Source organism: Arthrobacter sp. CAL618 (genome assembly GCF_000468215.1).
Lineage (GTDB): Bacteria > Actinomycetota > Actinomycetes > Actinomycetales > Micrococcaceae > Arthrobacter_D.
Window position 1 is genome coordinate 4,568 of record NZ_ASZW01000254.1, and the last position, 23,421, is coordinate 27,988.

At 56.6% G+C, this 23,421-nt stretch carries 19 protein-coding genes and 1 pseudogene (1 of these 20 running past the window's edge); 14 read left to right on the plus strand and 6 right to left on the minus strand.

All coding sequences use genetic code 11. The features are described 5' to 3' along the window. The 4 genes and pseudogenes from K728_RS19655 to K728_RS0115275 all read left to right on the plus strand — a co-directional run. Positions 1 to 461: pseudogene (locus K728_RS19655) on the plus strand (phosphoribosylaminoimidazolesuccinocarboxamide synthase); it begins 435 nt to the left of the window's first position. A 341-nt stretch (positions 462 to 802) separates the two neighbouring features. Continuing rightward, positions 803 to 973, plus strand: a complete 171-nt coding sequence (locus K728_RS23355; protein ID WP_443111003.1) for a helix-turn-helix domain-containing protein — start codon at positions 803 to 805, stop codon at positions 971 to 973. Between the two features lie 190 nt (positions 974 to 1,163). Beyond that, on the plus strand, positions 1,164 to 4,946 hold the full coding sequence (locus K728_RS0115270) for a hypothetical protein (protein WP_024477211.1): 3,783 nt from the start codon (positions 1,164 to 1,166) through the stop codon (positions 4,944 to 4,946). A gap of 229 nt (positions 4,947 to 5,175) precedes the next feature. Further along, a complete protein-coding gene (locus tag K728_RS0115275; protein ID WP_156911342.1) occupies positions 5,176 to 5,583 on the plus strand; it encodes a helix-turn-helix domain-containing protein in 408 nt (135 codons plus the stop codon). Here K728_RS0115275 and K728_RS0115280 read toward each other — a convergent pair. The 6 genes from K728_RS0115280 to K728_RS0115305 all read right to left on the minus strand — a co-directional run bounded on the left by K728_RS0115280 (position 5,569) and on the right by K728_RS0115305 (position 16,763). Continuing rightward, on the minus strand, positions 5,569 to 8,196 hold the full coding sequence (locus K728_RS0115280; RefSeq protein ID WP_024477213.1) for a TrlF family AAA-like ATPase: 2,628 nt from the start codon (positions 8,194 to 8,196) through the stop codon (positions 5,569 to 5,571). The genes K728_RS0115275 and K728_RS0115280 overlap by 15 nt on opposite strands. After that, the gene (locus K728_RS0115285) at positions 8,193 to 8,921 is read right to left on the minus strand and encodes a M48 family metallopeptidase (RefSeq protein ID WP_024477214.1); all 729 of its coding nucleotides are present in this window, start codon (positions 8,919 to 8,921) and stop codon (positions 8,193 to 8,195) included. Before K728_RS0115285 ends, K728_RS0115280 begins: the two co-directional genes overlap by 4 nt. Next, entirely contained in the window at positions 8,908 to 12,006 is a 3,099-nt protein-coding gene (locus tag K728_RS0115290; protein ID WP_024477215.1) for a type I restriction endonuclease subunit R, read from the minus strand. Before K728_RS0115290 ends, K728_RS0115285 begins: the two co-directional genes overlap by 14 nt. A 37-nt stretch (positions 12,007 to 12,043) precedes the next feature. Then, the gene (locus tag K728_RS20250; protein ID WP_024477216.1) at positions 12,044 to 13,261 is read right to left on the minus strand and encodes a restriction endonuclease subunit S; all 1,218 of its coding nucleotides are present in this window, start codon (positions 13,259 to 13,261) and stop codon (positions 12,044 to 12,046) included. Continuing rightward, a complete protein-coding gene (locus K728_RS0115300; protein WP_237742164.1) occupies positions 13,258 to 15,750 on the minus strand; it encodes a type I restriction-modification system subunit M in 2,493 nt (830 codons plus the stop codon). Before K728_RS0115300 ends, K728_RS20250 begins: the two co-directional genes overlap by 4 nt. A 188-nt stretch (positions 15,751 to 15,938) precedes the next feature. Then, a complete protein-coding gene (locus K728_RS0115305) occupies positions 15,939 to 16,763 on the minus strand; it encodes a hypothetical protein (RefSeq protein ID WP_024477218.1) in 825 nt (274 codons plus the stop codon). Positions 16,764 to 16,894: 131 nt separating this feature from the next. Here K728_RS0115305 and K728_RS0115310 point away from each other — a divergent pair, with 131 nt between their 5' ends. The 10 genes from K728_RS0115310 to K728_RS0115355 all read left to right on the plus strand — a co-directional run bounded on the left by K728_RS0115310 (position 16,895) and on the right by K728_RS0115355 (position 23,388). Continuing rightward, a complete protein-coding gene (locus tag K728_RS0115310; protein ID WP_024477219.1) occupies positions 16,895 to 17,203 on the plus strand; it encodes a hypothetical protein in 309 nt (102 codons plus the stop codon). A gap of 13 nt (positions 17,204 to 17,216) precedes the next feature. Beyond that, the gene (locus K728_RS0115315; protein WP_024477220.1) at positions 17,217 to 17,468 is read left to right on the plus strand and encodes a hypothetical protein; all 252 of its coding nucleotides are present in this window, start codon (positions 17,217 to 17,219) and stop codon (positions 17,466 to 17,468) included. Further along, positions 17,465 to 17,671 carry a hypothetical protein gene (locus K728_RS0115320; protein WP_024477221.1) on the plus strand — a complete coding sequence of 69 codons (207 nt, stop codon included), beginning with the start codon at positions 17,465 to 17,467 and terminating at the stop codon, positions 17,669 to 17,671. The genes K728_RS0115315 and K728_RS0115320 overlap by 4 nt, the downstream gene beginning before the upstream one ends. A gap of 74 nt (positions 17,672 to 17,745) precedes the next feature. Beyond that, positions 17,746 to 18,273, plus strand: coding sequence for a hypothetical protein (locus K728_RS0115325; RefSeq protein ID WP_024477222.1), 528 nt, complete (start codon positions 17,746 to 17,748; stop codon positions 18,271 to 18,273). Further along, positions 18,270 to 18,470, plus strand: a complete 201-nt coding sequence (locus K728_RS0115330; protein WP_024477223.1) for a hypothetical protein — start codon at positions 18,270 to 18,272, stop codon at positions 18,468 to 18,470. The genes K728_RS0115325 and K728_RS0115330 overlap by 4 nt, the downstream gene beginning before the upstream one ends. Before the next feature lie 166 nt (positions 18,471 to 18,636). Further along, positions 18,637 to 18,855, plus strand: coding sequence for a hypothetical protein (locus K728_RS0115335; protein ID WP_024477224.1), 219 nt, complete (start codon positions 18,637 to 18,639; stop codon positions 18,853 to 18,855). Further along, complete coding sequence (locus tag K728_RS0115340; protein WP_035748313.1) at positions 18,848 to 21,019, plus strand: type IV secretory system conjugative DNA transfer family protein; 2,172 nt, start codon at positions 18,848 to 18,850, stop codon at positions 21,017 to 21,019. Before K728_RS0115335 ends, K728_RS0115340 begins: the two co-directional genes overlap by 8 nt. A 158-nt stretch (positions 21,020 to 21,177) precedes the next feature. Beyond that, positions 21,178 to 21,990 carry a replication-relaxation family protein gene (locus K728_RS20735; protein WP_162148062.1) on the plus strand — a complete coding sequence of 271 codons (813 nt, stop codon included), beginning with the start codon at positions 21,178 to 21,180 and terminating at the stop codon, positions 21,988 to 21,990. Beyond that, positions 21,983 to 22,987 (plus strand): DNA-methyltransferase, encoded by a 1,005-nt coding sequence (locus tag K728_RS0115350; protein WP_024477227.1) that lies wholly within the window; start codon positions 21,983 to 21,985, stop codon positions 22,985 to 22,987. The genes K728_RS20735 and K728_RS0115350 overlap by 8 nt, the downstream gene beginning before the upstream one ends. Before the next feature lie 86 nt (positions 22,988 to 23,073). Beyond that, positions 23,074 to 23,388, plus strand: coding sequence for a hypothetical protein (locus K728_RS0115355; protein WP_024477228.1), 315 nt, complete (start codon positions 23,074 to 23,076; stop codon positions 23,386 to 23,388). Positions 23,389 to 23,421: the final 33 nt, after the last annotated feature.

The following is a 23,421-nucleotide window of genomic DNA, read 5'->3' on the forward strand; positions in this document are numbered from 1 at the left end:
AGCCGGCGGTGTTCACGCCCTCGGCGAAGGCCGCGGTGGGGGATCACGACGAGAACATTGCCTACGACGACGTCGTCGCCACCGTGGGCGCGCCCGTGGCGGAGGAACTGCGTCGGCTGACCCTGGCCATCTACGGCCGGGCCGAGGAAATTGCCCGGTCCCGGGGGATCATCCTGGCGGATACGAAGGTGGAGTTCGGGCTCTCTACCGACGGGCAGATCACCCTCGGCGATGAGGTCCTGACACCCGACTCGTCACGTTTCTGGGATGCTGCCCTGTATGCCCCCGGACAGGCGCAGCCGTCCTTCGACAAGCAATTCGTCAGGGATTGGCTCACTTCGGAGGCATCCGGGTGGGATAAGTCCTCCACCCCGCCGGAACTCCCCGCCGAGATTATCGAGAAGACCCGCGGCCGTTACATTGAGGCCTATGAGCGGCTGACGGGCCTCACCTTCGCCTAGCCTTTGCACTCCTTTTCACCAGACCAGCTCCGGCCGCCGCCTGTTCTCCCACTGGTGGGTCTCCATCACTGGGTTCTTTTGGTCGAGGTCCTTGCAGGTTACTCCAGGCATGCCCTCCACAAAATGGATCAGATCATGACGATCGCCGCTTAGATGGAGCGCCTGGATGCTGGCTATGCCAGGCCCCGCCCGACACAGGTCATGCCGAAGACGCAGCGCTACCGTATCGCCGATCGCTTCACTTCGGATGAACTTGCTCGGCTCGTGGCTCGCTATCAAGATGGCGAGATGAGTACGGCGCTGGCCGCGAGTGTGGCATCGCCAAATCAACCTTTCTTCGGCTGCTTGCGGAGCATGGCGTCGACGCTCGACCCCGCGGCCTAACGCCAGCCAAAGAGAAGGAGATCCTACGGCTCCGCAAGCAAGGGATGATCATCCGGGATATCGCCAAGCGGATCGGCTGCAGTTACGACACGGCAAGGAAGTTCCTGCTTGCTGGGCGGACCTTGTGAGCCCCGCAGATCGACGCAATTAGGCCGTTTGAGGGTGGAACGTCAGTTGTGTCGATTCTTCTTGACGGTAGCGCACGGCCTGTCACAATAGGGGGCAGGATGATTCCCGTGGGACGTATCAAATTTGGGGGTAAGTTGGCGCACCTGACAGGTTCGTGTCCGCAGTGCGCACTTAGCATGAGGCAAGATCGTGAACTTTAGACTGCCTCATCTCGCGAGCCAACTACAGATCGAACAATGGGCGAGCAGATATGACGCCAGGTCCTCGCTTCCGAACTTGACTCGACGTCTGATCGTAGAGCTGGTCCCCAACGTCACCGAACTGTCGATGGAGGGGGATGAGCATGTCGATTTTTCTGGGTTCGATGGCCTTGTTACGTCCCCGATCAAAACTCCTTTCGTTCCAGCCGGCCGCAGTGTTTGGGAATTTGGGGCTAGCGGTGATCCAAGGACGAAGGCGAAAAAGGACTACGACAAGCGCACGAAGGAGGCTCCCGGCGTCGATCGCGCTTCAACTACGTTCGTCTTTGTGACCCCGCAGCGGTGGGCAGGGGGGCATGACTGGGCAAAGGAGAAAGCAGATCTCGGAGAGTGGAAAGACGTTGTCGTTCACACGTCGGCAGACTTATACGCTGCACTGGAGATCTCTCCACGAACACATATTTGGTTTTCGGAAGAAATAGGCATCCCCTCGAACGGTGTTTGCACCCTAAGCGATTGGTGGGAGCGGTTCACAGCAGACACAAACGGGCTGATCACCCCCGAACTACTTCTAGCAGGTCGCACGACTGATGCGTCGCAGCTCTTAACCCGTCTTCTGAATAGCGGGGGATCACACATCTGGGTAGGTGCACCATCGACTGACGACGTACTAGCATTTGTGGCTGCGGTAATTAAGAACTCGGATCCGGAAACGAGACAAGTATTGCTCGAACGAGCTCTAGTCGTCTTCGATCCTGGTGCGCTCTTGTTCCTTGGCCAAGCGGAGGGTCTCTTAATATTGGTTCCGTTCGAGGAATCACTCATAAGACACGCCGACCTCGTAAGAGGCCATCACGTGGTAATGCATACGACAAACGAAGCGAAGGCGACCTTCAGTCTGGCACCCATCCCGATCAATGACTCCGAAGACATGCTCGCGCAGCTGGGTGTTGAGATGTCACGGAGGTCTGGACTTGGTCGGGCACTGAACAAGAGTCTCCCTCTCTACAAGCAAGCCGTTACTGGGACGATGAGTACTTCCATCGCTGCTGCCTCCGAAAATTTCGCCGTATCACATATCGCTCGGCGAGCATGTCTGCTTGGATCCTGGAACTTCGACCATGCGGGTGACGCCGCAATGGTTGAGCAAATCACTGGTCGCACTACAGCTGAGGTCGAGGAGGAGCTCCAGCAATGGACTCAGGGTCCTGCTCCTGCCTTCTCACGAGTGGGCAGCGCATGGAAGATTTTTGATCCAGCTCAGAGTTTTATTGGTGTCGCTCCGCTCCTCACTAAGGACGATTTTCAGACGTTGGAAACAGCGGTACAAGAAGTTCTCGGAGCGGTCGATCCCAAGCTCGACCTCGCACGGGAGGATCGCTGGAAAGCAGGTTTGGAAGGAAAACTTCGAGCTCACTCCACTGATCTCCGCAAAGGTATAGCACGCACACTTGCGCTCATGGCCGCAGCCGGAGACGGCATAGGTAGCGGGGTGCCTTCTCAGTCCATTCGCAGTTGGTCACTGCTCTTAACTCGAGCTGTCCTACAGCGAGCAAATGAGGATTACACCGGCAGGCTTTGGGAGTCCCTCCTAGATGTATTGTCGCTACTTGCCGAAGCGGCACCTGACATCTTCCTGGCAGAGCTTGAAGTGGCCGTCAAGAAGGACGGACCGCTCGATGGCAAGATCTTCCTGGACTCAAGCAATGATTTCCTGTCTCCCGCAAGTCCTCACACCTACGTACTGTGGTCGCTTGAAGTGCTGGCGTGGAGTTCGATGTATTTCGGAGGTAGCTCGGCACTGCTGATGACGCTCGCAGAACAAGATCCTGGCGGCAAGCTTTCAAACCGACCCGTTCGCTCCCTCGTCAATGTCTTCACTCCATGGCATCCTCAGACCGCTGCCTCACTCAAATCACGGAATGCCGTCCTGTCCAAGATCGCTCGCACTGATACGAAGGCTGCATGGGACGTGGTTGTCTCGCTTCTTCCTGACGCGCATGCAATCGCGATGGATAACAGCGGCCCTGAGTTTCATGACTGGAAGGATCAGGTCCTAGATTCGAAAGTTACGATGGGGAGCTACGTAGAGTCTGTAGCTCATGTGGTCAAGCTGTGTACAGAGATGGCAAGGACGGATCCACGCCGGCTTGTTACTTTGGTCGACAAGATCGATGATCTGACGCCGGAGTTGAGGACGGAAGTTCTCGGCGTCTTCCAGGATTTCGCTGAAGAAGACGGCGATGAGACAACCAAGGAGATGGTCTGGAAGAGTCTGACATCCCTCATTCGTCGACATCGTAAGTTCTCCGACGCGCAGTGGGCCCTCGATGAGCCGACTTTGCAGCAACTAGATGTACTGGCGCAACAGTTAGAGCCTGGCGACCAAAGTGAGAAGGTCGAATGGCTCTTTGACTACCATCCCGATCTCGGCAACCCTGATCCGGGCAGTGACTTTGACGTCTACCAGAAGGAACTTGAGCGGCGTCAAATCGAGGCAGTGGAAATGATCTACGGCGAGTCAGGGTTGGCCGGTTTGATCGAGCTCGCTAGGAAGGTCAAAACCCCGTGGAGTCTGGGATACGCGGCTGCGTCTTCCTCCTTCAAACTTGATTTGGACGAGGTCACTTCGCGGATTGTCGATGAAGACCCGGCTATTTGCGAATTCGCCACATCGGCTATAAGGAATCGGTTCGACGGCGACACCGCTGGTGTTATTGCTTTATCAGCCCGACATGGTGATAGTCCGCTGATCGCTGCTCGTGTGCTTCGTATTGCTGACGACCTACCCAAGGCATGGAAAGCTGCTTACGATTCGGGCCCGACTACCGACAAGCTCTACTGGTCAGAGTTTGTCACTTTTGGACGCGGCGGTGACTTCAATCTTGTGAATGAGACCGCCACGAAACTTGCTGAGCACGGCCGGGTGGCTGTTGCCCTGGATCTCCTGGCTATCTACTCGCACAACAGCAGTGATCGCGTAGATCCAAGCCTGGTAGCAAGGCTCATCGGTGACTTTGTGTCGGCTAGTGACACCGAGGCCGCCGTACTTTCTCAATACGATCTCGCTTCACTCCTGGACTATGTCAGAAAATCTGACGTCGTCTCTGGTGAGGAGCTTGGTCTCCTAGAGTGGAAACTCTTACCGGCACTGGATCACAGCGCGAACGTGGAAGCTCTCCAGGCGTTAATGGCGTCCGTGCCTGAGTTCTTCGTCCAGATCATCGCCTGTCTATACCGGCGCGAGACTGGCGAAGATGACATCGAAAACTCTAAGGCGCTGGCTCGAAATGCCTGGGATCTACTTCATCGATGGAGAGTGGTCCCCGGGTCTAAGACCGTCGGTGGGGAGATTGATGAGGAGGTCCTTAGTAGCTGGGTTAATCGAACACGCGAGCTGCTACTTGAGGCAGATCGATTAGATGTAGGTGAAGCCCACATAGGACAGGTTTTCGCCCATGCTAGACCAGATGGTGACATCTGGCCCGCCCTTGCCGTGCGCAACTTCCTTGATACCAACAGCACGGAAGTCATAGATCGCAACTTCGTAGTCGGTATACATAACAAACGAGGAGTGACATCGCGCGGTATGACGGAGGGCGGCGATCAAGAGCGTGCTTTAGCTGCGCAGTATGAGGTCTTCGCTAGTCAGATATCCGATGAATGGCCGAAGACAGCTCGGCTGCTTCGCAGAGTAGTCGAGGGATACCGTGAAGAAGCCAGAAGAAACGATGAGGAGGCGCAGCGTATACAAGAAGGCTTCGATCTGTAGTGCGCAAGTTGGCGCTCGTGTCGTGTTTCGCTCGCTTACAGGACTCCTCCTGGTCTTGAGTCTGGGTCGTAGTTACCGCGTACGCTGACTAAAGAAAAATGACCTGGGGGTTCAGGTCATTTTTCTTGTGATCGTCGCAGACTGTTTCGAGTAAGTGACGTTAGGTATCATTTTTGTCGAGGTCCTTGCAGGTTACTCCAAGCACGGCCGCCACAAAATGGATCAGCTCATGACGATCGCGGTCGCGCTGAAGCGAATGGATTCTGGCCAGACCAGGCCACGCCCAACGCAGCTCATGTCGAAGACCCAGCGCTACCGCGTCGCCGATCGATTCAGTTCGGATGAGCTGGCTCAGCTCGTGGCTCGCTACCAAGCCGGCGAAATGAGCACGACTTTGGCGCGTGAGTGCGGCATTGCCAAGTCAACCTTCCTTCGTCTGCTTGCGGAGTACGGCGTCGACGCTAGACCTCGCGGCCTGACACCAGCTAAGGAGAAAGAGATCCTTCGACTCCGCCAGCAGGGGATGATCATCCGCGACATCGCCAAACGGGTCGGATGTAGCTACGACACGGCCCGGATATTCATAAAGAGTCACGGAAGCGACAGCTCAAGTCCGGAGTCACTAGAAGCCGTATAGATGATGCCGTGCACCGAATGCAGCAGACCCGCCTTCGAGGAGGTCCTCAGCCAATTGACGGATCGTGGGGTTGTCTAGGGATCCGATTCCATTGGCGATTGGCTGGCCCTTCCGACCATTCCCTTCCAGTGCGATCACGAGCTCAGCATCCCCGAGCACGGGGATGTTCGCGTTGTGTGTACTCAGGATTATCTGGCGTTGGCCCTTCAGGCTACGGAGTCGCTTCACAACACCACTGAAGACGAAGCGGTTGTCTAGGTCGTCTTCAGGTTGATCGATGACGAGTGGAGCGGCACTGGCACCCAGCAACAAGAGCAGTAGTGCAGTTGCTCGCTGTCCCTTGGATAGATCTTCCAGCTTGCGATATTCGCGCGGATCGTCCTCGTTTGAAACGTCAAGGAATACGTCTGCGGCGAGGCCAACAGTAGTCTCCTCGAGTTGTCGGAAGAGTAGTTCACCTGCAGCTAGAAGATTGGTGGCCTGCGCTCCACGAATGCCAAACTTCTCTTCCAGAGACTCTCGGCCTAGTCGGGCCGAGTCAGCCAGAGCTGAAGGGCTGAATCCATCGGAGTCTACAGCTGTCATGATTGTTGTCCGGGCGCCATTAACGTGAGAGGTGATCAGTTGTTTGATGTGCTCGCGGTGAGGTGACTCGACGGGCCTCACGTTGACCGTGCCGTCTGTCGCTGAGTTGGCCTCTCGGATTGCTTGGCGTAAGCGTTGCGCCTTTGCCCGTTGGGCGATCTGGAGCTCTCCGAGGAGATCGGTTCGTTCTTGCGTGAGGTTTCGAATCTTGACCTCATGGGTAGGTCGAGCGGACGCCTTTTGCCTCAGTCCTTGAAGTGCCCTTGATGTCGCGACGAATTCACCTGGATCATTGCCTTCATCCTTCAGCTTGCGCAGGGTCTCAGCTGTAGATTGACGGACTTCGTCCGTCTCGTCCGTCCAAGCAGTATGTACTTTGCTTGCTTCCAGTCTGGCTGTATCGACTGCGTTCCGGATGGACTCGAGTGCGGATTCGACCGTCTTAGCCGCAGTCTCCAAGGCTACCGAAAGGTCAGCGAGTGTTTCCGCTCTCGGCGATTCTTTAAGACCCTCAAGCTCGGCTCTGAGGCCACCCGGTATGTCTTCGTTCGTGACAGTCATCAGGTAATCGGCCATGCTACCGATACGCAGTGTTGCCGCTGCGATGATGGCCTCATCTTTTTGGAGCAATTGTTGGTCGGTGAGTTTCTCTCCAAGGTCCGACTCGGTGAAGATTCTCATTTGCTCTTCGAGGCGAGGTAGGTCCGCCAGTTCGCCATCGAGGCGTGCTAAGTCTGCCTCGGCGGAGGCCAGGTGGGTGCGGTTCTGTTGCAGCCGAAGCTGAACATTTGACTCGTCTTCGCTCTGGTTGTCTGGCCCTGCGAACCGCTGGACCATCGCGGCTACATTGTCCTTATCGTGGGCAAGCTCTGCCAATTCGTGTTGGCCGAACACTTCTATTGCCCCAATCACGTCCTTAGCGCTTAGCTGAGAGACGGCGCCAGCCGAGTCTCTGACGATTGGCGCCTGGTCGACTGTGCGCGTCACCTCGTACGTTTCTAATGATGGTCCAACGCCGTTTACAGTCACGACTACGGTTGCACCTGGTCCGAGTACATTCCGAACCATAGATTGATGGTCTTTCTTTGCCTCGGGCCCAAGAGGTTCTAGATCCAGTGCGAAGCGGATGCTTTCAATCGCGGTGGATTTTCCGGTCCCACGTCCGCCGATCAGTGTCGTCAGCTCGTCTGATAGGTCCAGGGAAACACCGTCTAGGAAGCCACCTTCCCAGGCAATTCTTCCGAGGACAGTTCGAGGAGCTGTCGATGGGTCAACGAGGCTTATCCGGGTTCCGGGTGTACGGACCGCAAGTTTGAGGCTCGCCAACTCGCAGGCGCTCAGCTTGAACCAACTGCTTGCGCCTGGTGTGGCCAATGTGTCGGGGTGACAGATATCGTCTGCGTGAATCTTAGCGAGTTCATGTGGGCGTAAGTATGGGGTGGTGCCGGAAAAGATGGCTTCTTGATCTATGCCGTCGGCTACGTCGGGCGTGATTCCGATGGCATGAAGGTTGGCATGTTGAATCATCTTGACTAACGGATTCCCGGAGCGACCCGTGAGCATGCCGCTGTTCGCAACGTTGGCGTGAGCCGGTATTACGAGCGCCCCGGCATCGGTCATGGACTGCATAATCTCTGCGTACGGTCGGCCCGTAGTTCCGTTAGCGCACGACGGTGCAACTCCACACTGGCCGATGGCTGCGTTGATCGTCGACGCGGGTGTATTTCGCTCAAATATGACGAGAAGGTGGATGCCCTCGGACGTGTTAGCTTCAAAGCCCGGAAGTACAGCAATACCAGCGGCTTCTGCATCGTTAGCTAGTCCAAGCGCGGAGTCCACGCACCAATGATCGGTGATTGCAATCATGCTGATATCGAGGTCATGTAGGGCCTGAATCAGTGCGGCGTTGTAACTTTCCTCATCTGGGAACCTGGTCGATGGCGAGTTCCGTCCATGGTAGGTGTACGGATTGACTTGTAATGCTGCACGTATCCACTTCGCCGATTCGATCGGACCAATTTCTGTCATTTCTTCCCCCAGTTTTCTTCGGCCAATGGCGCTGTGTTCAGCTCGTCCCGGCGGGCTCTCCAGTCCGGAAGAAATCCGTCCATGAGCTCCGCAAAGCGTTCGTTGTGGTTGCGTTCAAGCAGATGGGTCATCTCGTGTACCACGATGTATTCGAGGCAGTTCGGGTGCTTCTTGCCGAGTTCGAGATTGAACCAGATGTGGGCAGACTCGCGGTTGCAGCTACCCCATTTTGTCTTCATACGTCGCACCGTCCACTTCGCCACATTGTGCCCTATGATCGGCTGCCACTTGGCTATGAGTTCCGGGATTTCGTGCTTAAGAGCGTCGCGGTACCACTCATCCATAGCTTCGCGACGAGTGTCCGGAGTACTTTCTTTGGGGGCGTGCAATGTCAGGCGCTTGCCGGTGATATCAAACTGAATCCGACCAGGTTCGTTTACGACCTTTAGCCGGTAGCGCTGGCCCCATACATAGTGGGATTCTCCTGTGACCATTTCGCGTTCGGTCTGGCGCACGGCGGTCCGAAGTTGCTCACGCTGTTTCTTTATCCACGGCAGTCGCTGCACGACAGCAAGCCTGATCGCTTCGTCATCGAGTCGCTCAGGCGCTGCAACGCGTACTCGGCCGAGGGGAGGGTAGACCGCGATGTGCAGGTTCTTAATGTTCTTATAGATGACATCGACGTCGATCCCGGCAACGGTGAGATAGGCGCTAGCGATACTCATGACGCGCCTTTATCAGATCAATAAGTGCCTCGAAGCGATCGAAATCACCTGGTAGAACACGCCGAATTGATTGTTCGACAAGCCGTTCCTTCTTGCGGTTGCCCACCCAATCGTGAGGTTTGCTGGTCATGATAGCGGTGTCTACCTGGATCGGAGTGGCAGGATCCGGCCAACCGAAGTCGACGATGGCACGCTGCGCACCGTTTGATGCCCAGTCAGGGTAGGCGGTGTCAGACTCTTTTGAACCGACCTTCTTGGCGTGGGCGATCAGCTGCTCAAGGTATTCCTTGTAGTCGATGGCGCCCTGACGGCGTTGCTCGATGATGGCGTCAAGCAGGCTGGACATGGTCTCGTAGTACTTCGGATTCATCGCATTTTCGTCGACGATGACTTTGCGGATGTTGTTCGCGATGGTTTCGGCGACCGCTTCAGGATCCTTCTTGATCCCGGCCGGGAGCTTGTCGATCGCAGCCGATCCTTGTTCAACGATCAGATCGACGAGCCCAACATTCTTGAAGTCGGCGACTACTTCTGATGCATCGGCCCGGATGTAAGTATCGAGCAGGAATCGCATGCCGGCTTCATATTGTTTGAAATCCACATTCTCGCCCGCACCGAGTTTCACTTCATCACGTACAGCGACGTAGTGGGTGACTTCCTTGGCAATAGTTGCAGTTTCAGTTGCGCTGTATCCAGCCTCCGCCATGTCGTTGGCGATGGCTCCATACGTACGCACCAAGGCTGCGACGGACTTGTAGAGTTCGACGCGCTTGGCTTCGTTGTTCTTGATCTGCTGGGCGTTGCCCTGTTCCATCGCGCAGAAGTAGCGCTGGTACTGAAGTGTTCCTTGGGGTGGTTCGACAGCTTCGCAGAGCGCGCGTATGCGTTCGAGGGCTTCGTCGAGGTCTTCGCGTGCTTGCTGTACGCGATCTTTGAGTAACCCCTCGATGTCGGACTTCTCGTAACCGTCGAGAGCTCCAGATGTGTAGTCCGTGATGGCGTCTTCTAGGGAATTAAAGAGGTCCTGATAGTCAACAATGTAGCCATAGTCCTTGTCATCACCGTCAAGACGGTTGACACGGCAGATGGCTTGGAAGAGCCCGTGGTCGCGCATTTTCTTGTCGATGTAAAGGTACGTGGCTGCTGGCGCGTCGAAGCCAGTCAGCAGCTTGTCGACAACGATCAGGAGGCGCATCTGACCGGGCTCGTTGATGAAGCGGTCTTTGACTTCCTTTTCGAACTGCTCGATCTTCGTCACGGCTTGGTCGGCCGGCTCATCGAAGTGATCGGCCAACATTTGCCGATAGATGTCGTATTGGCGCAGCTTTTCAGTTGCACCGTGGCCTGAATCCTCTTTGGAGATGTCGCTGGCCTGAGGGACGTAGCTCGTGACGATGGCGCACTTGCCCTTGAATCCGGCCTGGCAGAACATCTCGTAGAACTTGCATGCCTGATAGATGCTGGATCCAACGAGCATGGCGTTGCCCTGGTTGTCCATAAGGCGCGGCTTCGTTTCCATGTCCAGCAGGATGTCGTTTACGATCTGCTTGGAACGCGGTTCCGAGCTGACGACTTTTTGCATCGTGCCCCAACGCTTCTTGAGCTCAGCCTTGGAAAGGTCAGTCATGCCTTTGGTCTTTGCGTCGAACCACTGATCGATTTTGGCTGATGAGATCAGATCCTGATCGATGTTGCGGGCCTCGTAGCGTAGGTCAAGTACCACGCCGTCTTCGACTGCTTCGTTGAACTTGTAGGTGTGAATGAAGCTTCCGAAGGTCTCAATGCTGGTTGCTTTATCCGCCTTCAGCAGCGGGGTGCCGGTGAAACCGATGAACATAGCCCCAGGCAGCAGTTGTTTCATGGCTTTGTGCATTTTGCCGGACTGGGTGCGGTGAGCCTCGTCGACGAAGACGAAGATGTTCCCTTTGGCGGAAAAACCCGCAGGTACCTTAGAGTTGAGCTCGGCGATGAAGTCGCGGTCAGATTCCTTTTGGGCGAAGTCGTCGTCGCCACCGCGGAACTTGTGGACGAGTGAACACATTAGCCACGGCTCATTGCTATTGAGGGATCCAATAAGATCAGCGCCGCTCGCCGTGCGATAAATGTCCTCGTTGACACCGTTGAAAACCCGTTTGATCTGGTCGTCCAGTTCAGTGCGGTCAGTGATAATGAGGACACGGGCCTGGTTGTCGCCTTGTGTCTGGTGCTCGCGGATCCATTTCGCCAGCCACACCATCGTAAGTGACTTTCCGGAGCCCTGGGTGTGCCAGATAATGCCGCCTTCGCGCTTGGCGATGCGGTCCTGGGCAGCCTTGACGCCGAAGAACTGGTTGTGGCGGCACGTCTTCTTAGTTCCGCCATCGAACACCATGAAGTCGTGGATTATCTCTAGGAATCGGCTCTTGGAACACATCTGACCCAGCGCGCGGTCGAGCGGCTCCTCGACGTGAGACGGCTCTTTCCACTCTAGCCAGTATTTCTCGGCGGTATCGATCACTCCGTAGCGAAGGCCCTCAACATCGTTTCCAGCCATTACGAGCTGGACCGTGGTGAAGAACGGACGGATGAAGTCCTTCTTTTGGTTGCCGATGTTCTGTCGGATACCTTCGGAGACCGCTACTTTTGAACGCTTGAGCTCAATCACGCCGAGCGCCAGACCGTTGACGTAGAGAACGACGTCGGGCCGCTTACTGTGCTCTCCTTTGATAGAGACTTCCTCAGTGACCACAAAGTGGTTGGCATTGGGATTCTGCCAATCAATGAGCCAAACTGTCTCGGTTTGTAGGCCTATGCCCGGCTTGACCTTCACTCCGTAGCGGAGAAGGTTATATACCTCGTGGTTAGCCTCGTATAGCTTGCGGCCCCCACCGAGAGATGCTGTCTTCTTAACCTGTTCAACGGCTCTGTTGATCAGATTTGCGTCATAGCCACGGGCCTGCAGGTTTTGTTCAAGCAGGCTGACCTCAATGTGGGAATTAGCTTCACGGTGTTCCCAGCTGCCTAAGTACTCGTACCCAAGTTCATTCTGAAATAGATCGACAACGCGATCCTGTGTTTTACGTTCGATTTGTCCGACGACACTCATGATCCACTTCCCCCAAGATTACTTTCAAAATTTTGACTCATGCGTTAGCCTCGGCAGGTTGCAGGACCGCGCGACCTGTAAGGAGTTGTTGCATCATGCCTAGTTTGACGGCCCTCGCCTTAGCTAGACGAACCCGAAGCAGTCCTATTTCGGATTCGAAATCGGCCAAAGCCTCGCCAATAGCTACTTGCTCTTGCACATCAGGAACTGTGAAACTAAGGCCACGTACGTCTCTGCTGGAAACCGCAGGATAATTTGAGCCAGCGATAATTCTCTCGATCTGGGCGGTCGCCAGGTCACTCATGATAAGACCTAGCAAGAATTTCGGATCCGACCTTTCAGCAATGGCACGAATTACAGCGAAACCTGTCGACGCGATTGGTCGCGGCAGTCCACCTCGGTAAAGTGCGTGTGACTGAAGGTTCGGTCGGACCGTGCCGAACAAAACGTCCATGCTGCGAATAACGCGACGGGCTCGGGATGGTGCATCTCGGAATGTAGTTCGGGTAGATTTCAGCAGAAGTCCACGACTGACATCCTCCAGCGAGATGTAATCGATCAGTTCACCGGCATTGGTACCCGATGGCAGTCCTTCGGGATCGATGACCGCCAGATCACTAAGCGAGTGATTCTTCCACTGTCCTGTAAAACCTGGTAGGCGCGTCTTGCCGGTGAGGAGCTGCTGCATCATGCCTTGCATGATCGACTGCTTTTTAGTGATCAGCCGTTCAAGTGTCATTACAAATGAGTCAGCATCGTTGAGAGCAGCAATAATTTTCTGCTGTTCTCGCCTTTCGGGGACATGGATCTCAAAGTCCTGGACAACTTTAGTATCAAGAACGCCGGCTGTATTTCCAGCAGAGGTCACGAGCCGCAGCAGTTGGTCTGCGTTGCCTTGAATAGCAAATGTCAAGTACTTTGGCACGATCGCCTCTGTAGGAATGAGCGCCTTAACGTCCTGATTAAACGCGACCGGGGCGACTACTAGCCCTGCCCGTATCTCCTTATGAAGGGCGCTCCCTCGAACCAAAAGTAGAGTGGAATCAAGAGGGGCCATCTTGCTGCCAGATGCGACCGCATCTTTGGTGATGAATTGATCAGATGTCGAGATCTCCGTTGTTTTCAGGGTAAAGGCACTTATCCAGGGGATTTCTCCCCGCCAGTAGGATGCGTTGGATCGATCTGGGGTACCACCAGACAGCCAGCGCGTAATCTCTCCTATAGGCCTCATCGCAGAAGTCACGTTCTCGTTCATTTAACGCCCATCCCGGCAAGATGCTGAGCAACTTTCGCGCCTAGCTCTTCAAACTCTGCCTCGAGATCCCCGACCGTTACGTCATACCGTTCACCGAGTTGTGTGATACGTCCGACCAGATTGTGGGTAAGTTTGGTGATCTCACGGATAATTCCTCCGGTGATCGCCATCTCCCACTTATCTTCAAGTACCAGAGCCTTGACGTCGGACTCGGTGAGCTTGCCGTATTGGGATACAACGGCGACGTCAAGTTTGGCGGTTGCGTCCTTGACGGACTTCTTTGCCGCCGCTTCTGTTTTGAGCAGACTGGCCATATGGCCGAGCGCTTTAGTCGCATCATCGTCATTGTTTGCTTTGGCGTCTCTTACTGCGGCCGCAACGGATTTCTGAGTGATCTTGTCACTGTCGTCAACCGCATCCCAGAGTGGACCATCTTCGACGGCATTTTCTTCTGCGTAGTCTTGAACGTTTTGGCTTGCGAGCTCGGCTGCCTTCTCTAGTGCCACTAGCTCATGGGCCTCGACGGGAAAGTAACGTTCCACCACTAGACCAGGAGGAATGAGGTCCATAACATATCGCTTGATGCTCGCGCGCGTGCCTAGTTGGATATCCGCGTCCTCGTACTTAGGTTTCTTGTTCTTGTCGTGGCCAAGGATTCGCGCAAGGCGCGGTATTGACGCGTTTTTCCAGCCTTCGTTCATGATCAAGAAGACGTCGTCATGCATGGTGTTGTGCCAGTACGTCATGAACTGTTCATATACATCGTATTCATCGACGAGTGCGGTGCCTTTGAAACGAGCCAGAAGGTCATCACCTAGCTGTCCAACCAGATCATTCGGTTTTGTGTTCTCGTCGATTGTCTCAAGCTCTAGGCGATGCGCTTCGAACCACTCCGCTACCAGCGTTCGGGCGCTAGCGGAGAAATTCTTAAATTCCGCGGAATTCAGGATGACCTGCTGTACTTCAGATATATTTACGGTCAGTTCGCTGTATCCGTCTTGTCCGTTGTTTCGGAATAGCTCGCGCCGTAGCTCTGGGAATGCATCCCAGCTGGCACTGAGAGCGTCGATGTCACGGTTAGGTATTCCGCCGTGCAGATGGGCATAGAGGTCTTGGATGTCCTCAGGATCCGCTGAGTCTATGTAGCGGGGGATGTTGAGATTATAGTCGTTGGCCGGGCTGCCAATTTCGGCGAGAGGCACCATGCGGGAGTATCGATCGACTTCCTGTTGCTTGGTGAAGACATCGACGATCTTATGCATGTCCTGAGAACGCAGACGGTTCTTGTTGCCGTCTTTAAGGAGACCCTTAGACCCGTCAATCATAAAGACACCGGTTCGGCTTTGAGCATTTTCCTTATCAAGCACGACAATGCAGGCCGGAATGCTCGTGCCGTAGAACAGGTTGGCTGGCAACCCAATAATGCCCTTGATGAACCCACGCTTGAGCAATTGCTTGCGGATGTCAGCTTCCTTATTGCCTCGGAAGAGCACACCATGGGGGAGAATAACGGCAGCTTTACCCGTGCTCTTCATTGACTTGAGGACATGAAGGAGGAAAGCGTAGTCGCCATTCTTTTCCGGAGGCGTACCGTACTCGAAACGTCCGAACTCCTTCTCGAGACCGTTAGTCCACGTTTTATTGGAAAAGGGTGGATTGGCAACCACAAAATCAAAGGTCTTCAGCTGATCATTCTCCACGAACTGCGGGCTGGCAATTGTATTACCCTGGCGAATGTCGGCAATTTCGTTGTCGTGCAGGTACATATTCATCACGGACAAAGCCCATGTGGCGTTGTCGTTCTCCTGGCCGTAGATTGTCAGGCCATTCGGCGCTTCAGCTGCCACTTTCAGGAGTAGTGAGCCGGAGCCGCACGTCGGGTCATAGACAGTGGCCGACTTCGGTGTGTTTGGAGCGATCCCCATCAGTTTGGCTAACACGCGGGAGACTTCGGCTGGCGTGTAAAACTGCCCTTTGGACTTACCTGACTCAGTTGCGAAGTGACGCATCAAATACTCATAGGCGTCCCCAAGTAGGTCGTCGCCCTCCGCCCGAGATCCGCGGAAATCCAGTTCCTGGAAAATGGTGACTAGCTTGGACAGGCGGTCTTGCATGTCCTTGCCGTCTCCGAGCTTCTTGCTGTCATTGAAGTCGGCTTGGTCGATAACTGTCTGGAGAACGTTGGCCTCGGCGAGTTTTGCGATGATCTTGTTGATCTTGTCGCCAATCTCCTTATCGCCCTTGAGCGCGACCATGTCATCAAAGGAACCGCCGGCTGGAACCTCGACTAAGCTATTCGGGTCCGATTTCGCCTTGTCCGAAACGTACTTCACGAACAGAAGCGTAAGGATGTAGTCCTTGTACTGGCTGGCATCCATACCGCCACGTAGCTCATCACAGCTCTTCCAAAGCGAGCTGTAGAGATCCGATTTCTTGAGCGCCACGGTGCGTACCCCTTGCGTTGATCCTGATTCAGTTGAACTTGTCATGTAGCAGTCTCCAGCCACACGACGGCAGCCACTTAGTGTTGATTTCAATCTACCGGGGAGCAACGACAATCCAAGTGAGGTCGCGCTGGGTAGGTTTGCGGGTGGGGAGAGCTCTCAACCACGGCCCGCTAACTGGCCTAAAGTATACCACAATCAGCATATATCTTATAGGTCCCTGAAGCTCTCGACTACTGCTTTATCGCCACGAGGTCGATGGTTGCGATCGTGCGGTAGACGGCGAATCGGATCTCGAAGCCATGGGGGAGCTTGGCGTGGTTTTCGAGCGTGACTGTGCGCATAGGTGCATCCCGACCCTCAACCGAGATGCTCAGCAGTTTCAACTCGTCATCGGTGGCGGGTAAATCCGGCAGCGGCAGGGTCACACGGTGTCGCTTCATCGTATAGACGCCACGACTCGCGGTAGTGACGGGGTGGTCTTCGAGGTCGACCACGAGCTCGCGTTCCTCTGGTTCGTCGTCCACGCCATAGGCCCACAATCGGATCATGGGTGCACGACTGGGCAGGGAGACTGTCGTCATCTGGTCGATAACTACCATCAGGCCTGATTCGGCCGTTCCCGTCACTTCGATGCCGAGTAGTTCGCTACCGAGCCGCCCCTGGATATCAGCTAGATACACCAGCTCCGTAGCAATCGTCTTTAGGCCGGCGTCACTCCATCGTCGTGCGCTTCGCTGATCTTTCACGTCCGCGCCGGAAAGCGCCTCGGCCGTCAGTTGAAGCCGGTCGAGGACACTATCGGCTTTGGCGCATATTGAGAGGGCAGCTGCTGCCTCATTGCGTGCACCAGATTCGAAACGACGCATTTCGCGCTCGAACATCATGAATGCGTCCAACAGATCATTGCCGCCGCATACAAGGCGCAAGGCCTCGAAGGGTAGGAATTTTTGGACGGTCAACCGACCTGGCTTACTGCGCAGTGCGGTGAGTTCACTCAGAACGCGGGAGGTTAGCTCGCTGTGATCACCTAGCTCCTGGGTGAGGGTTCCTTCCATAGATTCCATCGTGGCCGGAAATGTCGAAGATGTGCACTTTTCTGTCACGACACGCCTACCGATCGCACTGTCCAATGGGTCTACCAGCTGCTCATCGGAGCAGAAGAAATCCAAAATCGAAAGGTATGGTCATGACAGACCTCACTCCACGCCCGAGTGGAAAAATCACTCCTTTTAGCGCCCCCGAGGGGTTCTCGCGTTCCGAGGGCAAGTCTCTCCAGCGGCGCCAGAACGCCGAAGTGGCCAATGGCCTCGTCACGGCGGCGCGTGTCCAGGCCGCCGGCTACGTCGCCGCAACAGGTATGCACCTGACCGGCATGCTGAGCCGGGAGGCGCAGTTCCAGTCCGACGGCGACCCGCGGACATCGGAGCGGCTCAACTACATCGCAGATTCCTTCGCCGAGTACGCGGCGTGGGAAGTGCGCCGGTTCCAGCGGTAGCGGAGGCCAGGCCATGAAGCACGAATTTGTAAATCCGTTGAAGCCCATTGGCTACGTGGAGCCCGAAGTGCTGCAGCACGAGGCCGCTGTCCGTCTCTTTATTGGGCGGGTCGCGACGTTGGTGGATGAGCTGGACTCCGCAGCGAGGACAGTCAATGCTGACTCTCCAGCGACAGCGCGGCATCTGCGACTTGTTTCGCAGCAGATGTCGGCCATGGCTCTGACGGCGCTGGAAACCTGGCCGAAGGGGCCGCAGCGGTCATGACTGCCATCTTATGGATTGCCATCCTGATCACGTGCGCGGCTTCCATTGCTGCCGCATACATTGTCGTCGCTGACCACTGGCGCGACCGAACGCCACACTTTCGGGATCAGATTTCCGATATCACGCAGGATGCTCACGAAACGGCTGGCCGCCTCGATGCGGCATATCAACAAGCCCTGCGCGACATGCGCCGCCGCCAGTAGCGGCTCNGCTCGCCCTAACTTCGCTGGCCCGGCCGGCTCACTCCAAACATGCCTCTAGAAAGGGGTTATTTGTCATGCCCGAATCCTTTACCTCAACGGAATTGGTCGCAGCGCAAAAGCGACTCTCTGACTATGTCCTCGACCAGGCTCACAAGGTGGAGCGACGCCTGTACTTTGGGTGGGAGCCAGCCGGCGACGCGCCGGAAAAGTACAAGGATCTGTGCGAAGCCTTTGCCGCCTCGCAGAAGGATGGACGCCCTCTGCCTGTCTCCAACGAGAACAGCAGTAGCGTTGTTTTCGGTTCGCCAGAGGTCAACATGGCCTACCGCTACATTCACGATGTTGCCCACGTTGAGCAGGGTTTGAGCTTTTCGTCGCCCGATGAATTCGTTTTGGCGCGATGGCTGATGCGGCGCTTCGAACGCGCAGGCTTCAGTCGCAATGATCTCGAATGGCATCTCTTCGAAGCTGACGCGGTAGGCCAAGTCATGTTCTATGCCGTCACGAAGCAGTACGTGGGGGACCAGTTGCAGTTTGCGCTCGACTGCATGCGGCACGGCCTGAACACCGGCATTTTCCTGGAGATGGAGCGCCAGCGGTGAGCGTTGATCCGAGTCCCAGGTCCTGGTTTGAGCGGGCGATTGGAGCCTGCATGTCCGTCCTGCTGGCCGTCGTGGCCCTCTACTGCGCGACTCAAGTGCTGCAATCGATCCTGCCGTTTCTGATCGCCTGCGTCGGTGTCGTTGCCATCATCTGGGCGGTATGGGTAGTCGTCCAATATCGGCGAGACAGGTACTAAATCCATCGCCGCAGCGCGGCAACTACAGCTCTTCCAGTCGGTGTTGTGGTTTGCGCAAAAATAGTTGAACGTTCAACATATTGAACGCATACTAAGCCTCAGACATCGTTCAATTCGTTGAACGCTTGCCGCAAATCACAACACCAAAGGAAGGAGGGAAACAACTATGTCTACTAGCAACAAACGTCCCAGTCGGACCCGCCAGGTGCGACCACGTAGGGACGGCCGGATTGTCATCAGGGGAGTCGAGCGCGATCGTCCTGACCTCCGAAAGCTGAGTCGCGCCGTCATCGCCATGGCTCAGGCGGAAGCCGAGCGGGAAGCCCAAATTCAGCACGAGCAGAAAAGCGTCCAGCGTACTGCGGAGGATGCGAGCGATGAATAATTCCGTGCCTATCCTTCGACAATTGGTGTGGCAGGAGATTTTCTGGCCCCGCCCGCTCGACGATGAGCAGGCCATCAACCTTCTACGTGTATGGAGTTCGCAGAGTCACGCACCACAAATCATTCTGGAGGCCCGATCGGATAAACAAGGCATCCGCTACATAGTCGGTACGCAGCGACGACATGCCTCTGCTGTCCGCGGCGACATCGAACGTCTGGTCGTTGGGGCCATTGTTGTCGCCGATGATGCTGACCGGCTACCGGCCCAGTCCGCCCGCCGAGTTTCCATCAACATGCCTGCACAACCTTTGGAGCCTCGGTATCCGGAAGGGTCAACACGAGCCATCTTGGCCAGTCTGACGGCGGTCCGTGGGAATGAAAGCCTGGTGGTCCAGATCATATTGGGGCCGAGGTTCATACCTCAGCTGACTCCTCATACTGTTGCCCGAGTCGATCAGGGAATTACGTCGCTAATCCTCACTGGCGTGCAGCCGGAGCGGCGTCGGGCGATCAGCCGGCGAATCGAGGAAAAGCAAGGCGACCATGGGTTCGCTACCTTCGTTCGCATAGGAGTCAGCGCCTCCGAGGAAGATCGTCGGCGAGCTCTAATCGGCGGCGTGGTCAATGCCTTCCGCTCGATGGTGTCGCCAGGGCTCCGCTTCCGTGTCCACTTTGATCAGACCCATAAGCTGAACAACCCTAGCCCTGACTGGTCGCGCTTCGCTTCCGGTCAACGGCTGTCTGCCGTCGAGGTGGGCATGCTTAGCGCTTGGCCGGTTGGTGAGGGTAAGGCTGCCTACCCTGGACAGCCGCCAGCTCACCCACGGCAGATCCGACCATCCTTTGCCGCGTCGGACGCAGATCGAATTGTGGGGCGGGCGACGGCCCCCGGTGTTGGTGATGCCCGGATGGGCCTAGCACCAGAGGATAGCTGCCACCATCTGTGGGCGATGGGACCGACCGGCGTGGGCAAGAGTTCCATGCTCCTTTCGCTCATCATCGGGGATATGGAAGCTGGGCGCAGCTGTGTCGTTGTCGAGCCTAAGGATCTGATTCGCGATGTACTAAATCACGTTCCTCCGGAGCGTCAGGCCGATGTCATCGTGCTGGATCCGCTGGATGACGTGCCTGTAGGGATCAACCCACTCGATGGTCACGGGCGGAGTCCGGCTCTCGTCGCCGATCAGCTGTTCGGCACGTTCCACGCTCTTTACGGCGACCAGCTCGGTCCTCGAAGCTCGGACATTCTGCGGCACTCCCTGCTGGCACTCGCCCAGCGGGATGATGCCAGCTTGGCCATGCTGCCCATTCTTCTCAATAACAGAAAATTTCGGCAGTCGGTCACACGCCAGATCGCGGACGATGATCCATTTTCAGCTGGACCTTTCTGGCACTGGTACGACCAACTATCCCCAGAAGCCAGTGCACAGGTGACGGCACCGCTGATGAATAAGTTGCGCCCGCTGCTTGACCCGCATCTTCGTCACGTCCTGGCGCAGCCAACTCCACGGTTCAATCTTCGCCAGGTGCTGACGGAGCGGAAGATCCTGCTCGTCCCACTCCAGAAAGGGGTGCTTGGACCCGAGGCCGCGCAACTACTTGGAGCCATGGTCGTCGCGGAACTGTGGCAGGCCATTCAGGAGCGCGCCAGCATTGCAGCCAAGGACCGCCACCCGGTCATGATCTACCTCGATGAAGTGCAGGAGTACCTGCGACTACCGACCGATATTGGCGATGCTCTCGCAACTTCACGCAGTCTTGGCGCCGGATTCCATGTGGCGCATCAGTACCTCGACCAACTACCCCAAAGCATGCGCACGGCGTTCGAGGCGAACTGTCGATCCCGAGTCTTCTTTCAACTCGCATCCAGGGACGCCAAGGCGGCCGCCGCCATGGCGCCTGGTCTTGAACCGGAAGACTTCATGGCGTTGCCGTCGCGTCACATCTACGCGCAGCTCGTCCGCAAGAGCGCGGTGACTGACTGGGCGTCCGGCGTCACTTTAGACATCCCGAAAAAGACCTCGTCACCAGACAAGATCCGTGCCTTGAGCCGCAGCCAATTCGGTCAATCAAAAGACGTCATCGAACGTGGGCTTCGAAGCATTCTGACTCCTTCGCCTGAAACCGGCGCACCTGATGGTCGCCGTCGAAGGAGCCAGTCATGAGTGTCGAGCGGACCCTACCGACCGGCTACCCGCCCGCGTCGAAGCCAGCGGATGCATCTGCGCAGGTCAGCAAAGAATTAGCACCAATTGGGGCGCCGAATACCGGTGCTGTACCTAGCACCGGAGCCCATACTGGCCCGCGGATAAGTCGTCGTCGCTTGAACGATATTGAAGGCCGGCTCAGTGAACGCGATCGTGCTGTCCTGTCGTCTGTTGAACGCTATCGCTTCTTGACGGCACGTCACATCGAAACCTTGCATTTTGCAGAGCACGCGACAGCAGAATCGGGTGCTCGAACCTGCCGCCGAGTCCTGGCAAGACTACGAAGCCATCGCATTTTGGGCGTCCTCAACCGGCGGATCGGGGGCGTCCGGGCAGGTTCGGAGGGGCTGGTTTACTTCATCGATACAGCAGGCGAACGGATTCAACGGAACCAGGCGTCTAGCAGCCGACGCCGGCGCTTTGACGAGCCATCGTCACGATTCCTTGATCACACTCTGGCCATAGCCGACGTGGCCGTTGGCATCATCGCCGCTGCATCCGAGTCGGGTGCGGAGGTCGTGAAGCTGGCTCCGGAAGGCGAGGCTCGTCGCCACTACACGGATCGCCTTGGTGTCGGTCAAGTGCTTCGACCAGATCTGTACGTCGAGCTCGCTGCCCGTCCCGGGGATCAGGATGTTGAGGCGTTCTTCGTTGAAGTGGACCTTGGTCACGAGAGCCTGCCGACCGTCCTCGGCAAGTGCCTGTTGTACGAGGAATATCTCGAAACCGGCATCGAACAACGTGAATTCGGCGGATTTCCAAAGGTCGTCTGGGCTATGGATGCCTACCGGCCAAACGTAGCAGAGCGCCGCCGCCAAGCATTCCTAGTGGCAATGCAACGGAACGCCAGAGTGACCCCTGGGCTCTACCGCATCAGGGTATTGGAGGAGGCTGCGGCTCAGCTTATCCGGGAGGTTCGCCATGGCTGAGCCGGTCAATGTCTTGTACGTCGGGGACGCATTGGACAAGCTCCGAAAGCTCCCGACTGGATCGGTGGATATGTGCCTGACGAGTCCACCGTACTTCCGCTTGCGTGACTATGATGTCGACGGCCAGATAGGGCTCGAACCAGATGTGGAGGCGTGGGCTGGTGTGATTCGCGCCGTTGCCCGCGAGATTGACCGCGTATTAGTCCCAACCGGCACCTTCTGGCTTAATCTCGGCGATACGTACGCCAACCATCCTCGGCAAGGCGCGCCGTCCAAGAGTCTGCTTCTGGCACCGGAGCGCGTAGCCCAGCTGCTGCAGGAAGATGGGTGGATAGTCCGCAACAAGATTATCTGGGCCAAGCCGAACCCGATGCCAACCAGCGTGCGCGACCGGCTGACAGCGGCCCATGAGGTGATTTACCTGTTCGCGAAGCAGGAACGCTACTACTTCGACCTCGACGCTATTCGTGTGCCGCATCTGTCGAAACCTGGTCACCCGCCTCGTGTCTCATCCCGCCGTCCGGCCAAGGAATGGTGGCGAGGGCCCAACGCCGATTCGACGACCGGTCTTGCGGCCATGAAGGCTCGTGGAATTGTCGGCCATCCCCTCGGTAAGAACCCTGGGGACGTGTGGACAATCGCCACAGCCGCTGGCAAGGGCAGTCACCACGCCACATTTCCTGAACCGCTTGCTATCCGATGTATTAGAGCCGGAACCCCAGAAGTACGTTGCGCCATCTGTCGCGCCCCGTGGCGACGACCAATCCGCAGGCTAGGGCAGACCGCTATGCGGCTGGCACTTCAGGCGGCCTGCGGTCACAAAGAGGATCCAGAGCCCGGCATCGTCCTTGATCCCTTTATTGGCAGTGGCTCGACCGCCGTCGTCGCTGAATCGCTCGGCCGTAATTGGTTGGGTATCGAGCTGAACCCCACCTTTGCCCGGGAAGCGCAAGAGCGGATCACGGCAGCTCGTTCACGTTCGCCACCAAACGGATAGCACCCGGACAGCTCGTCGGTGCGCTGCGGCCGGTGACGAGGATTCCATTCCGGAATCCCGCCGGTCGCACAATCCGAGGAGTTGTCATGACGACACCCACCCCTGGCGGGGACCGCCAGAATCCGGCAGGAGTGAAGACTCTTGCTATCCGGCTCGAACCGGACGTCCACACCCAGCTGACGCTCATTGCGCAGCTGCGGGGAAGCACCATCACCGATGAGATCAGAAAGGCCTTGATGGCGCACATCGCCGGCATCAGGGAAAACACTGATCTGGCATCTCAAGCCGAATCCGCCATCGCGGAAATCGACCGGGAAGCTGCTGCCCGACGTGAGGCCATCGCCCATCTGTTCGGCAACGATCAGGAAGCGGCCAAGCCCCGCGCGGCACGCGGGCGCTAGTTCGAGCATCACCGGCAGGGGCGGCGTGAGCAG

Bases quoted from the DNA above. Each gene is read 5' to 3' on its own strand.
- K728_RS0115355 (WP_024477228.1), top strand. From the start codon at position 23,074: ATGACGACACCCACCCCTGGCGGGGACCGCCAGAATCCGGCAGGAGTG.
- K728_RS0115350 (WP_024477227.1), top strand. From the start codon at position 21,983: ATGGCTGAGCCGGTCAATGTCTTGTACGTCGGGGACGCATTGGACAAG.
- K728_RS0115315 (WP_024477220.1), top strand. From the start codon at position 17,217: ATGAAGCACGAATTTGTAAATCCGTTGAAGCCCATTGGCTACGTGGAG.
- K728_RS0115325 (WP_024477222.1), top strand. From the start codon at position 17,746: ATGCCCGAATCCTTTACCTCAACGGAATTGGTCGCAGCGCAAAAGCGA.
- K728_RS0115310 (WP_024477219.1), top strand. From the start codon at position 16,895: ATGACAGACCTCACTCCACGCCCGAGTGGAAAAATCACTCCTTTTAGC.
- K728_RS0115275 (WP_156911342.1), top strand. From the start codon at position 5,176: ATGACGATCGCGGTCGCGCTGAAGCGAATGGATTCTGGCCAGACCAGG.
- K728_RS0115285 (WP_024477214.1), bottom strand. From the start codon at position 8,921: ATGAGTATCGCTAGCGCCTATCTCACCGTTGCCGGGATCGACGTCGAT.
- K728_RS0115335 (WP_024477224.1), top strand. From the start codon at position 18,637: ATGTCTACTAGCAACAAACGTCCCAGTCGGACCCGCCAGGTGCGACCA.
- K728_RS0115300 (WP_237742164.1), bottom strand. From the start codon at position 15,750: ATGACAAGTTCAACTGAATCAGGATCAACGCAAGGGGTACGCACCGTG.
- K728_RS20250 (WP_024477216.1), bottom strand. From the start codon at position 13,261: ATGAACGAGAACGTGACTTCTGCGATGAGGCCTATAGGAGAGATTACG.
- K728_RS0115340 (WP_035748313.1), top strand. From the start codon at position 18,848: ATGAATAATTCCGTGCCTATCCTTCGACAATTGGTGTGGCAGGAGATT.
- K728_RS0115320 (WP_024477221.1), top strand. From the start codon at position 17,465: ATGACTGCCATCTTATGGATTGCCATCCTGATCACGTGCGCGGCTTCC.
- K728_RS0115280 (WP_024477213.1), bottom strand. From the start codon at position 8,196: ATGACAGAAATTGGTCCGATCGAATCGGCGAAGTGGATACGTGCAGCA.
- K728_RS0115290 (WP_024477215.1), bottom strand. From the start codon at position 12,006: ATGAGTGTCGTCGGACAAATCGAACGTAAAACACAGGATCGCGTTGTC.
- K728_RS0115305 (WP_024477218.1), bottom strand. From the start codon at position 16,763: ATGGAAGGAACCCTCACCCAGGAGCTAGGTGATCACAGCGAGCTAACC.